This is a genomic window from Sphingopyxis sp. C-1, from assembly GCF_001047015.1.
Classification (GTDB): domain Bacteria; phylum Pseudomonadota; class Alphaproteobacteria; order Sphingomonadales; family Sphingomonadaceae; genus Sphingopyxis.
In genome coordinates, this window is the sequence record NZ_BBRO01000002.1 from 363,711 (window position 1) to 375,243 (window position 11,533).

Annotated in this window: 15 protein-coding genes; 5 read left to right on the forward strand and 10 right to left on the reverse strand. The window is 63.6% G+C overall.

Annotated features, from left to right (window positions below):
• Positions 1 to 273: 273 nt before the first annotated feature.
• Both SC1_RS16300 and soxR read right to left on the reverse strand, forming a co-directional pair.
• Positions 274 to 753, reverse strand: coding sequence for a hypothetical protein (locus SC1_RS16300; protein WP_062185025.1), 480 nt, complete (start codon positions 751 to 753; stop codon positions 274 to 276).
• A gap of 63 nt (positions 754 to 816) precedes the next feature.
• Complete coding sequence (gene soxR, locus SC1_RS16305; protein WP_062185028.1) at positions 817 to 1,287, reverse strand: redox-sensitive transcriptional activator SoxR; 471 nt, start codon at positions 1,285 to 1,287, stop codon at positions 817 to 819.
• A gap of 205 nt (positions 1,288 to 1,492) precedes the next feature.
• Between soxR and SC1_RS16310 the strand changes: the two genes are divergently transcribed.
• Positions 1,493 to 1,888 (forward strand): VOC family protein, encoded by a 396-nt coding sequence (locus SC1_RS16310; protein WP_062185031.1) that lies wholly within the window; start codon positions 1,493 to 1,495, stop codon positions 1,886 to 1,888.
• Positions 1,889 to 1,952: 64 nt separating this feature from the next.
• Entirely contained in the window at positions 1,953 to 2,417 is a 465-nt protein-coding gene (locus SC1_RS16315) for a pyridoxamine 5'-phosphate oxidase family protein (RefSeq protein WP_062186867.1), read from the forward strand.
• Here SC1_RS16315 and SC1_RS16320 read toward each other — a convergent pair.
• Positions 2,414 to 3,397, reverse strand: coding sequence for a dipeptide epimerase (locus SC1_RS16320; RefSeq protein WP_062185033.1), 984 nt, complete (start codon positions 3,395 to 3,397; stop codon positions 2,414 to 2,416). The genes SC1_RS16315 and SC1_RS16320 overlap by 4 nt on opposite strands.
• Before the next feature lie 24 nt (positions 3,398 to 3,421).
• Between SC1_RS16320 and SC1_RS16325 the strand changes: the two genes are divergently transcribed.
• Complete coding sequence (locus SC1_RS16325) at positions 3,422 to 3,817, forward strand: YkvA family protein (protein WP_083436060.1); 396 nt, start codon at positions 3,422 to 3,424, stop codon at positions 3,815 to 3,817.
• A 604-nt stretch (positions 3,818 to 4,421) separates the two neighbouring features.
• Here SC1_RS16325 and SC1_RS16330 read toward each other — a convergent pair.
• From SC1_RS16330 to SC1_RS16340, 3 genes are all read right to left on the reverse strand, one after another.
• The gene (locus tag SC1_RS16330; RefSeq protein ID WP_062185036.1) at positions 4,422 to 4,730 is read right to left on the reverse strand and encodes a hypothetical protein; all 309 of its coding nucleotides are present in this window, start codon (positions 4,728 to 4,730) and stop codon (positions 4,422 to 4,424) included.
• The gene (locus tag SC1_RS16335; protein ID WP_062185038.1) at positions 4,720 to 5,121 is read right to left on the reverse strand and encodes a TetR/AcrR family transcriptional regulator; all 402 of its coding nucleotides are present in this window, start codon (positions 5,119 to 5,121) and stop codon (positions 4,720 to 4,722) included. The genes SC1_RS16330 and SC1_RS16335 overlap by 11 nt, the downstream gene beginning before the upstream one ends.
• Positions 5,122 to 5,225: 104 nt before the next feature.
• Positions 5,226 to 6,029 (reverse strand): SDR family oxidoreductase, encoded by an 804-nt coding sequence (locus SC1_RS16340; RefSeq protein ID WP_062185041.1) that lies wholly within the window; start codon positions 6,027 to 6,029, stop codon positions 5,226 to 5,228.
• Between the two features lie 72 nt (positions 6,030 to 6,101).
• On the opposite strand from SC1_RS16340, the gene SC1_RS16345 reads away from it, so the two are divergent.
• Positions 6,102 to 6,539: a helix-turn-helix domain-containing protein gene (locus tag SC1_RS16345; protein WP_062185044.1), complete on the forward strand. Its 438-nt coding sequence runs from the start codon at positions 6,102 to 6,104 to the stop codon at positions 6,537 to 6,539.
• Between the two features lie 40 nt (positions 6,540 to 6,579).
• Here the strand turns inward: SC1_RS16345 and SC1_RS16350 are convergent, their stop codons facing one another.
• The gene (locus tag SC1_RS16350; RefSeq protein WP_062185047.1) at positions 6,580 to 7,062 is read right to left on the reverse strand and encodes an SRPBCC family protein; all 483 of its coding nucleotides are present in this window, start codon (positions 7,060 to 7,062) and stop codon (positions 6,580 to 6,582) included.
• Positions 7,063 to 7,109: 47 nt separating this feature from the next.
• Between SC1_RS16350 and SC1_RS16355 the strand changes: the two genes are divergently transcribed.
• Positions 7,110 to 7,436 carry a helix-turn-helix transcriptional regulator gene (locus tag SC1_RS16355; RefSeq protein WP_062186870.1) on the forward strand — a complete coding sequence of 109 codons (327 nt, stop codon included), beginning with the start codon at positions 7,110 to 7,112 and terminating at the stop codon, positions 7,434 to 7,436.
• 637 nt (positions 7,437 to 8,073) lie between these two features.
• Here the strand turns inward: SC1_RS16355 and SC1_RS16360 are convergent.
• From SC1_RS16360 to SC1_RS16370, 3 genes are all read right to left on the reverse strand, one after another.
• Positions 8,074 to 9,888 carry a M2 family metallopeptidase gene (locus SC1_RS16360; RefSeq protein ID WP_062185049.1) on the reverse strand — a complete coding sequence of 605 codons (1,815 nt, stop codon included), beginning with the start codon at positions 9,886 to 9,888 and terminating at the stop codon, positions 8,074 to 8,076.
• 75 nt (positions 9,889 to 9,963) lie between these two features.
• Positions 9,964 to 10,716: an alpha/beta fold hydrolase gene (locus SC1_RS16365; RefSeq protein ID WP_062185052.1), complete on the reverse strand. Its 753-nt coding sequence runs from the start codon at positions 10,714 to 10,716 to the stop codon at positions 9,964 to 9,966.
• 44 nt (positions 10,717 to 10,760) lie between these two features.
• The gene (locus SC1_RS16370; RefSeq protein ID WP_062186872.1) at positions 10,761 to 11,408 is read right to left on the reverse strand and encodes a 2-hydroxychromene-2-carboxylate isomerase; all 648 of its coding nucleotides are present in this window, start codon (positions 11,406 to 11,408) and stop codon (positions 10,761 to 10,763) included.
• Between the last annotated feature and the right edge of the window lie 125 nt (positions 11,409 to 11,533).

An 11,533-nucleotide genomic window follows, 5' to 3' on the forward strand; every position in this document is an offset into this window, starting at 1 on the left:
TGCCCCTCGGGCTGGGCGTTTCGTCGATGGGTGTCTCGACTTCGCTCGACACGAACGGAGAAAGGGCGGAGCTCAAAGCGACCGGTTGCAGACCTCCCCATCATCGTCACCCTCGAACGCGACACGTGGCTCGTTCGACTTGACCCGGGGTCCCGCGTGAAGTCGAAGGCCGGTCGATGCGCGTAAAAGCGGGATCCCGGGTCAAGACCGGGATGACGGACGTCGGTGATGGAACGACAACCCCCACCCCAAACCCGCCTCCGGCAATCGCCCTCAGCGCACCCGATTGAAATGGTTCGTCCGCATCGCGGGCACGCCTTCCTGCGTGAAATAGACCACCGTCTCGGTCATCGTCTTGCCGTCGGCTGACACGGTATAGGTCCGCATCGATCCGGGATTACCGCGCAGCGCGAGCGCGGTCACCATCACGCCGGGTTCGGGCAGCCGCGTTGCTGCCATGTCGGCCTCCAAATTGCCCTCGACCGGCGTCGCCGTGCCGTCGGGGACATAGGTCGAGATCGCCTGGACCTTCTTTCCGTCGGGCAACACGACCTCGACATTCGTCCGCCACTTGCCGCCGCCGACATCGTCATAGCTGATGGTAACGCTTTTCGGCCGCGCCTCGGGCGGCATCGTCAGGCGCGACGTGTCGACGGCCCAACTGCCAATCAGTGGGGATGCGGCAGGCGCCGCAAAGCTTGGCGTAGCATTTGTCGCGGCAACGGCGAGCAAGGCGGCATAAAGCGCTTTCATTCAACCTCTCCAGACAGTTAGCATAAAAGTGATACTACATATCATGCCCCGGCCGGGCAAGCGTCACCCGACCTCGGCAATCTCCCCCGACCGGTCGCCCAGCACATAGCGCGGCCCGGCCCCGCGCTGCGCCGCCTTGTCGTCGCGGTTGTACAGCCCGCATTTCTTCAGCGACAGGCATCCGCAGCCGATGCAATTGCCCAGCAGTTCGCGCGTCCGTTGGAGCGCCGCGATCTGCGCGTCGATCCGCGCCTTCAGCCCGGTGCTGATCCGCGTCCAGTCGGCCCCATTGGGCGTTCGCCCCGCCGGAAGCTGCGCCAGCTCGGCGGCAATCTCCTCAAGGCTCAGCCCCAATTGCTGCGCGATCAGGATGAAGGACACACGGCGGATATCGGCGCGCAGGAACCGCCGCTGCCCGCCGCCGGTGCGCAGCGCCTCGATCAGCCCCTTTGCCTCATAAAAGCGGATCGCCGAAACCGCGACGCCGGTACGCGATGCGAGTTCGCCGATCGCGATCAGGTCTGTTCTGTGCATGCCCTTCCTCCGTCAATGCAAGGAGCGAAGCGACACGGCAATCCAGGTCATGCGAGAGCCGCTCTGGATTGGTTGACCTGCGGTCGCCCGCGGCCCGCTTCGCTCGCAATGACGGCCCAAATCGATCGGCGCGCCATTTATCCTTGATCTAAACCTGACTTGAGCTTTCATAAGCCGGGCGTCAACGCGAATCAGGAGAATATTGGTGGCGCACCCCTTCATCGAACATGTAAATCTGACGGTCAGCGACCCCGACCGCACTGCGGGGATCCTCTCGGCGATCTTCGGCTGGCACGAACGCTGGCGCGGCCCCGCGCGCGACGGCGGGCGCACGATCCACCTTGGCAGCGACGCCGCCTATGTCGCGCTCTACACCGGCCCCGACGGCCAACACGCCGATGTGCAATATCCAAAGGGCGCACCGCTCAACCATGTCGGGGTGCAAGTCGACGATCTCGATACGATCGAGATGCGCGTGAAGGCGGTCGGGCTGACGCCGTTCAACCACGGCGATTACGAACCTGGCCGCCGCTTCTATTTCTTCGACCCCGACGGCATCGAATATGAGGTCGTCAGCTATGCGGAGCCGCGGATGCGCTGAACCGGGCAACAACCATGCATTTGCCGCGTTGATCGATCGTCGGGGGGCACGAAGGAGCCTTTCGATGAGCGACGATATCAAAAAGCAGTTCTGGAAGGCGCTGGCCGACAGCCCTTATGTCATGGTCGGCGCCACCGGCGAGCGCGAGCATCATATCCCTATGAACGCGCAACTCGACAAGGACGCCAACAGCGCCTTCTGGTTCTTCACCGCGACCGACAACCGGCTCGCCGGCGGCGGCCCCGCGATGGCGCAGTTCGCCGCCAAGGGCCATGACCTCTTCGCCTGCATTTCGGGAACGCTCGTTCGCGAAAGTAACCGCGCGGTCCTCGACAAGCTGTGGAACAACAGCATCGCGGCCTGGTATGAGGGCGGCAAGGACGACCCCAAGCTCGTCCTGCTGCGCTTCGACCTCGACAATGCCGAAATCTGGACCGCCGACCCAAGCATCAAGGGTTTGTTCAAACTCGCGACGGGTATGACGATGAAGGAAGGCGAACTCGGCCAGCATGCGGAAGTGGCGCTTTAGATACCAATCCGCCCCTCGCGATATTCGAACCCGCCCTCGCGGTCCCGCTCCAGCAGCGCGGGGCCGTCGAGGTCGACCCAGCGCGCGCGCTGCGCCAGCACGAACGCCGGCGCGATCGCGAGGCTGGTCGACAACATGCAGCCGACCATGATCGACAGCCCCGCCGCGTCGGCCGCGTCGGCGATTTTCAGTGCCTCGGTCAGCCCGCCCGCCTTGTCGAGCTTGATGTTCACCCCGTCGTAAAAGGGCCCGATCCGCGCGATGTCGGCGGCGGTCTGGCAGCTTTCGTCGGCAACGAAGGGCAGCGGCGCATAGACTGGATCGAGCAAGGCATCGGCGCCGACGGGGACCGGCTGCTCGATCATCTCGACCCCCATGTCGGCGAGCGCCTCGGTCTCGCTCAATATATCGATCTCGCCCCAGCTTTCGTTCGCGTCGACGATCAGCCGCGCCTCGGGCGCCCCCTTTCGCACGCCCGCGACGCGAAGCCGGTCGCCCTCGCCGGTCAGCTTGATCTTCAGCAGTCGATAACCGTCGGCGGCGGCCGTTGCCGCCTGTTCGGCCATTGCCCCTGGCGTGCCGAGCGAGATCGTATAGGCGGTGACGCGCGACGTCGGCGCGCCGTCGCACCCCGCGACCTGCCACAGCCTGAGGCCGCGCTGCCGCGCCTCAAGGTCCCATAGCGCGCAATCGAGCGCGTTGCGCGCGGCGCCCGGCGCCATCAGTTCCTGCACCGCCGCGCGCGCCTCGGCCGCGCCCATGTCGGCGATATGCGGCGCCACGCGCAATATCTGGTCGCGGCACGCCGCGGCATCCTCTCCCAGATAATAGATCGGCGTCCCCTCGCCGCGCCCATAGGCGCCATCGCCCTCGACTTCGGCGACGACGACATCGACATGGGTCTTGGATCCGCGGCTGATCACGAACGCCCCCGCGACGGGCCAGCGTTCAACGCGTGCGCTTTTCAGTTGGATAGCCATGCGGGGACAGTAATGAGGGAAGCGATGACCGGCAAATCCCTTTCCGAACGCATCGGCGATCTTGGCCACCGCCTCGCGGTCGAGGCGCATGCCGCCTGGCTCGCCGCCCGCGACCCGCGCGTGCCGATGCTCGCGCGCATCCTAGCGGTCGCGGTCGCGGCCTATGCGCTATCGCCGATCGACCTCATTCCCGATTTCATTCCCGTGCTCGGCTGGCTCGACGACCTCGTCATCGTGCCGCTCGGCCTGCTCGCCGTCCGCCGGCTGATCCCCGCCCCGTTATGGGCCGAACTCCACGCGTCTGCCGAGGCCGCCAGCGAGCGGCCGTCGAGCCGGACCGGCATGGCGTTCATCCTGCTGCTCTGGGCGGGGCTGCTCTATATCGTATATTGGAGCGTGCGAACCTCGCCCTGGCATTGAGGACAAGGCCTTCCGCCTGATCGGTGTCCGCTTTGGCGTGGCGAGCTGTCGCTGCCCTCGTTGGACATCGCCCGGCTGGATCCGGATCGGGTCGGCGCAAGGGCCGCGCAATATTCCAAAGTTCAGGAAAGTTCAGCCCTATGAGCGCGCCGATTTGCAAGTCGCGGCGTGCTGGATGTGCGCGGCACGTCCGATCATGGTCGGACCCGCAAGCCGGGCAGCGACCACCTTTTTGTTCACCGAATGAAAGAGCCGGATGAAGGCTGGCACGGCCGAATAATGTAGGAAAGACCTAATTGAAGGCGATGTTTGTTTTGTATTGGGGAGCGGACACCCCGTCCCCTACTTCCGTCATCCCGGGCTTGACCCGGGATCCCGCTTTTTGACGCACTCACTGGCTTCGGCCTCAAGCAGGACCCCGGATCAAGTCCGGGGTGACGAGGATGGCAGGGTCCGCAATCGGTCGTTAGCCGACGGTTCCTACTCCAGCTTCGTCATTCCCGCGAAAGCGGGAATCCAGCGAGCCGGCGTTGTCGCTGGGTTCCCGCTTTCGCGGGAACGACGAAAAGTGGCGATGGCAACTCCCGGCCGAAACCGGCCATAGCTACCCCTCCAACCCCAACAACCCCACACAATCATCCCACAGCTTCGCGCACGCCGCATCGTCGCGCGCCAGCGCCGACGGCTCGATCCGCACCAGCGCCGGATTGCGCACCGACCAGTAATCGCCATGCGCCTCGGCATAGGCGGGGTCCGCCGCCAGCGCCGCAAGATATTTGCCCGACAGTGCAATCGTGCTTTTCCGGTCGCTTTTCATCGTCAGCGGCAGGATCAGGCTGACCAGCGAAGACACAATCTTCCCGCTCGACCGCGCCAGCCCGGTCCACGGAACATAGCCGGGGTCAAAGCTCATCGCGGCGAGATCGGGGCGCCGACGCGCCAGCGCGCGCGCCGAGCGCCAGCCGGACGCGGAAAAGGTCGCGGTTGGCGTCGAGCGTCGCCGCGGCGAAAGCGGCATAGGCATCGAACAGGTCGGCCCTCGGGGTCGTTTCGATCAACGCGTCGATCTCGGCCAAATAGCGCGCGGTTGCGCTCTCGATTGCCGCCTCGATCAAGGCATCCTTGCTGGCGAAATGATAATGGAGCAGGCCGGGATTGACCCCCGCCTCGGCCGCGATCGATTTGACATTGGTGTCGGCAAGCCCGTTGCGCGCGACCGCGCGGAACGCCGCGTCGATCAGCTTCTCACGCGTGCTTTGTCCGGGACTGTCCTTCTTCGTTGCCATGGCAGCGCGATAGGGCATGGGGGCGGACTTGGGCAAGGGGACGGCCCCATCTGGCAACCACTATCATTCGTCACCCGGGGATGTGAGAGGGCGGCCTTCTCTCGTCAGCCGCCCCTTTTCCCTCAAACCGCTTCGCTCACCCGATAACGCGGCGCCAGATCACGCTTCGACAGGTTCGGCCCCATGGCAAGCCGCGCCGCATAATAATCCTTCCACTGCCCTTCGTCGGCGAGCGGGGGTATCGTTACCTCCTCACCCCGATCGAGTCCGAGCAACGCAGCATCGACAAGGTCGCCCGCGCTCATCACCATCTCGGCGGGGAAGGCATCGACATCCTTGCCCGAACGCTCCCAAATTTCGGTGCGCGTCGCACCGGGGAGCACCGCCTGGACATGGAAGCCCTTTTCGCGGCCGGTGGTTGCGAGCGCGTGGCTGAGGTTGAGCAGAAATGCCTTCGACCCGCTGTACACGCCTTCGAATGTTTCGGGGGCCAGCGCGAGCACCGAGGCGATGTTGACGATCGCGCCTTTGCCGCGCACGCCAAACGCCTTGCCCGCCGCGATCGCAAGCCGCGCTGCGGCCGTGACGTTGAGCGCGATGATCGTCTCGATCTCGGCGGCGCTATTTTCCAGCGTGCCGCCATTCAGCGACATGCCTGCATTGTTCACGAACAGCGTGATCGCCGCATCGTCGATCAGGCGCTGCTCAATCCGCGTCACATCGTCGCTCTTGGTCAGATCCGCGGCGATCACATCGACTTGGACGCCGGTTTCGGCACGCAGCTTCGCAGCCAGTTCTTCCATCTGCGCTCCGTTGCGCGCGACGAGGATCAGGTCGTGCCCGCGCTTTGCCAGGCGGTCGGCATAAACGGCGCCAAGGCCGGTCGAGGCGCCCGTGATCAGGGCCGTTCCAGTGGGGATAGTCATCTTCAGTCTCCTTTGCAGGCGGCCCTGAGTGGGTCACTTGCAAAATGATAGTGACTGCTCCATATGACTTCAATGAGTACGGACGAAAATAATTTGGGTACCTGCCCCGTCGACCGCGGGCTGATGCGCGTCGGCGACCGCTGGAGCATGTTGGTGCTGCGCGATATCGAGCGGGGACTGACGCGCTACGAACAGCTCCGCTCCAGCCTCGGCATCGCGCCAAACATCTTGTCGCGGCGTCTGTCGGCGCTGACCGAAGCGGGACTGATCGAGAAAAAGCGCTACAGCCAGCGCCCGCCGCGCGACGAATATCTGCTCACCGACGCGGGGCGCGACTTTCTACCGATCCTGATGGCGATCGGCGCATGGGGCCGCAAATATAATGGCGCCGGCGCGCTCAGCCGCCATCTCGACGTCGAAACGGGCAAGGCGGTGCGGCCGGTCGTCGTCGACGCCAACACCGGCGCCCCGATCGGCTCGCGCCCGCTGCGGATGGAATATCCTGACTAGAAATCCTCCCTATCGCCGCACGACAGACGGGATCGGCTCGCTATTTATACATGCCCTCGCGTAGATTGATGCCGTGCTCGATCCACGCCTTCAGCGCGCACAGCATCTGCGACCAGCCCTGGCAATTGCCGTAGGAGGCGCTTAGCGCGCCCTGATTTTCGCGCCAGCCTTCCTCGGCGATCTCGACCAATGTACGGCCGTCGTCGAGTTCCTTGAAGCTCATCGTCACGCGTGTGCGATAATCGGCGTCCTTCAACTCGCCGCCCTCGACATTCGGCGCCTCGCCCTCGTTCGCCTGCCATTCGAGGACAATCTTCTCGTCATCGACGACCTCGATCACATAGACGGGAAATGCGCCCGGGAAATCGTGGAAATCCCATTCCACCGTCGCGCCCGTCTCCAGCCGCCCCTTGGCGCCGCCGGTCGTGAAATAGTTCGACAGCTTCGCGGGGTCGGCAACCGCCTCGAACACCTCGTGCACCGGCTTCGCAATCCGCGCCGCAACCCTGAACTTCAACTCCATCGACAATCTCCGCTTGATTCTTCATCATTATGTTATATATTTATAACATGTCAATCCACGAAGAATATGATCGCGTTTTCAAGGCCTTGTCCTCGCATGTCCGCCGCCAGATACTCGACGATCTCAAAGATCAGCCGCTCACCACCGGCACGCTGTGCAGCAACTTCGCCAACATCGACCGCTGCACCGTTATGCAACATCTGAAGGTTCTGGAGGATGCCGGCCTCGTCATCGCCGAACGCCGCGGTCGCGAGCGCTGGAACCACCTCAACGCGATGCCGATCCAGGACATCCACGACCGCTGGATCGGCCCGCACGCCGCCGCCGCGAGCGCGCGGCTCGCCCGCTTCAAACAGTCGATCGAGGCGCAATGAGTTCGACGATGGCAGATTTCGACCGGAAGCGGACACTCCACCCAATCTAAACCGTTCGCATCGAGCGCAGTCGAGATGCCCATCGGGCTGGGCGTTTCGTCGATGGATGTCTCGACTTCGCTCGACACGAACGGAGAAAGGGCGGAGCTCAAAGCGACCGGTTGCCGACCAATCCTTTTCGTCACCCCGGACTTGATCCGGGGTCCCGCTTGAGGTCGAAGCCATTGGGCGCGCAAAAAAAGCGGGATCCCGGGTCAAGCCCGGGATGACGGGAGTGGGGGACGGGATGTCCGCTCCCCACCCCAAAACAAACATCGCCTTCAAATTAGGTCTTTCCTACATTATCCGGCTGTGCCAGCCCTCATCTGGCTCTTTCATTCAGTGAACAAAAAGCGGTCGCTGCCTGCTTGCGGGTGCGACTATGATCGGACGTGCCGCGCACATCCAGCACTCCGCGACTTGCAAATCGGGGCGCTCATAGGGCTGAACTTTACTGAACTTTGTAATATCTAGCCGGGCGATGTCCAAAGAGGGCAACGTCAGCTCACCACCCCAATGCGGGCATTCTCAACAGCCGTCCAAAAACAAAGGGCCGGAGATCACTCCCCGGCCCTTCTGCTGTCTGCCCAAGGGCGGCTCACCAGCCTTGCGGCTTGCCCTTGTTCTGGGCGTCGAGCCATTTCTTCAACGGCGCGAAATAGTCGGCCATCGCCTTGCCCGACATCTCCCGGCTGCCGGTGAACGCCTGCAGCGCATCGGGCCAGGGCTTCGACGCACCCATTTCGAGCATCGCATTCAGCTTCGCGCCGACATCCTTGTTGCCATAGAAGGAACAGCGGTGGAGCGGCCCCTTCCACCCGGCCTGCTTGCACGCCGCCTGATAGAATTGGAACTGCAGCACGCGTGCGAGGAAATAGCGCGTGTAGGGCGTGTTGCCCGGGATATGGAATTTAGCACCCGCATCGAACGCATTCGCAGGCCGCTCACCCGGCGGGACGATGCCCTGATATTGGGTGCGCAGCTCGGTCCACTTCTTGTTGTAGTCGGCGGGCTGGATCGAACCGTCGAAAACGCCCCAGCGCCAGCGGTCGACGAGCAGGCCGAAGGGCAGGAACGCGACCTTGTCCATCGCCTGACGCAGCAGCAAGCCGACGTCCTTGTCGGCGCTCGGCACCTTCGCCTTGTCGAGCAGGCCGATGTCGACCAGATATTGCGGAGTAATCGACAGCGCGACGAAATCGCCGATCGCCTCATGGAAGCCGTCGTTCGCGCCGTTGAGATAGAGGAACGGCTGCTTGTTGTACGCACGCTGATAATAATTGTGCCCGAGTTCGTGATGGATCGTGATGAAGTCGTCGGCATTCACCTTGATGCACATCTTGATGCGGATATCGTCCTTGTTATCGACGTCCCATGCCGAGGCGTGGCACACGACTTCGCGATCCGCGGGTTTCAGGAACTGGCTGCGCTTCCAGAAAGTTTCGGGCAATGGCGCCATGCCGAGCGACGAGTAGAAATTCTCGCCCGCCTTGACCATGTCCAGCGGACCCTTGCCCTGTGCGGTGAGCAGGTCGCCGATATCATAACCGAGGTCGCCCGTCCCCGCGGGCGCGACGAGCGGGTAGATATTGCCCCATTCCTGCGCCCACATATTGCCGAGCAGGTCGGCGCGGATCGGGCCCGTCTTGGGCTGTACCGCGTCGCCATATTTCTCGTTCAGTTTCCAGCGGACATAGGTGTGGAGCGCCACGTAAAGCGGCTTCATGTCACTCCAGATCTGCTCGGTGACCTTCGCGAACTCTTCGGGCGGCATGTCGTAACCCGAACGCCACATCGCGCCGGTGTCGGCGAAACCCAATTCCTTGGCGCCGGCGTTCGCGATGCCGACCATCTTGGCGTAATCGTCCTTCATCGGCGCGCCGACCTTGTCGTGCCAGCTCGTCCACATTTCGGCGAATTGCGCGGGCGTATTCTGCAGATTGCCCATCTCGGCCTCGATATCCGATCCCGAGATTTCCTTGCCGTTCAGCGTGCCGCGGCCCTTGCCATACTGCGACTGCAGGTCGGTCGCGATCGTGTTGAGCTCGGTCGCGGCGCCCGGCGTCGTCGGCGCGGGCAGCACGATGCCGGTGCGCAATATGTCGAGCTTGCGCTTCGTGTCGGCGCTGAGCCCCGCGACGTCCTTATATTTGGCGGCCTCGAGAGCATATTTGACCGATTTTTCGGTGCCCACCGCGTTGATCCGCGACGCCATCGCATCGGTATCTTCGGTCAGGTAGGTGCTGTTGACCCAGTTCACCTGGCTCGCCTCGACCGTATAGTCGAACAGGTCCTTTTCGACCGACGCGATAAAGGCCTCGGCATCGGCGGCCGTCGGCGCAGTCTGGGCAAAAGCGGGGGTCGCCACCGCGAGCGACAGGGCAAGCGACAGCGTTGAAATCATGGCTTTCATGGGGTGCGTCCTCTGGAATGTTATCGCAGCGCTCTACGGCGCATCGGAACAGCTAGGCGCTTGCCGCGAGTCCGGTCAAGCCGCGAGAAAGGCCGCGATAGCTTCGCCCAGCTCGGGCTGCGTCACGCTCGACATATGCGTCCCCGGAATCGTCGCCAGCCGCGCCTCGGGCAGCGCTGCGACCAGTTCCTCGGCCGAACCATTATCCTGATCCTGCTCGCCGCACACGACGAGCGTCGGCATCGTCAACGCCGCCAGCATTTCGGGGGTCGTGTCGGTAAAGCTGTCGAGCAGGTGCCCCGCCGCGATGCGGTCGACCTTCATCGTCTTCATGAACTGGATCGACAGCCAAGTGTCGTCGCCGCGCTTCGCGGTTTCATATTCGGCGATCACGCGTTTGAAGAAGCGCCCGCGCCGCTGCCAGCCGGCCAGCCCCGCCAGCCCCATGCCGCCAAGGATCAGCCGCCCTGGTCGCATCCCCGCGACCACCGCGCGCGCGCTGGTCCGCGCGCCGAGCGAAAAACCGCCGAGATCGAAATCGCCGAGGCCAAGATGCGCAACCAGATCCTGCAGGTCATGGACCAGCACGTCGGGCGGGTAATGTTCTTCCTCGTGCGGCGCATCGCTCGACCCGTGAATGCGCAGGTCAGGCATGATCACGCGGTACCCCTCGGCAGCGACGCGCGCCGCAGTGCCGAACTTGATCCAGTTGACCTCGGCATTCGAGAACAAGCCGTGAAGCAAGAAGAGCGGCCGCCCTTCCCCCATTTCGCGCCACGCCAGTTGCACGCCGTCGCGCGCGTCGAAATATTGCGGTTCGTTCGTCATGCGCCGCGCTATGCGCCCTTCACGCCCCGTTCGGCAAGCGCCGATCAGCGCGGGCGCAGCCCCTTTTGCTCCATCCGCCACTTCGCCATTTCAATGCGGTCCTGGCCGAAGAAGGGTTCGCCATCGAACACCAATGTCGGCACGCCCCAATGGCCAGCGATTTCGAGCGCGACTTGATTCGCCGCAATCTCGTTGTCGAGTAACTCGGCGTCGCTCACGGCTTCGGCGTCAAGTTCGGCGAGGTCGAGACCGGCGCGCTTCGCCGCCCCCGCCAGATGGTCGCCGAGATGCCAATCCTGCGCCCCGCCCCAGATGAGCTGCGCAGCCTCATGCGCAAAGGCAAGGCTCTTGCCGCGCCGCGACGCCGCCTGCCCCAGCCGCGTCAGGCGATAAATATAGGGCTGCTCGGCCGCGATCGCGCGGGTCGTCATATCCTGCACGATCGGGTCGGGGCGCGGCGGGCCAAAAGGAATGCCATGAAACTGCGCAACGCGGATCATGTCGCGCACCGTATAGCTCAGCCAGTTGGGATGGTTGCGTTCGAAGAAGTCGGGCTGACGGATCGCGAGCGGATAGACGGGGCGCAGATTGATCGTCACGTCATGGCTCGCCGCAAGGGCGCGATATCGGCCGATAGCGAGGTAGCTGTACGGCGAACGAAAGGACCAAAAGAGGTCGGCGGTCAATGTCATGACGTCATCCTGCCGCATGGATTTGCGGGCGGCAAGGGGGAGAGGGCGGGCGATTGGTCCGATGCGGAAGTTAGCGAAAGTGCCGCGCAGCGTGCATTGAATTTAGTAGCAATTGCTATTATGTC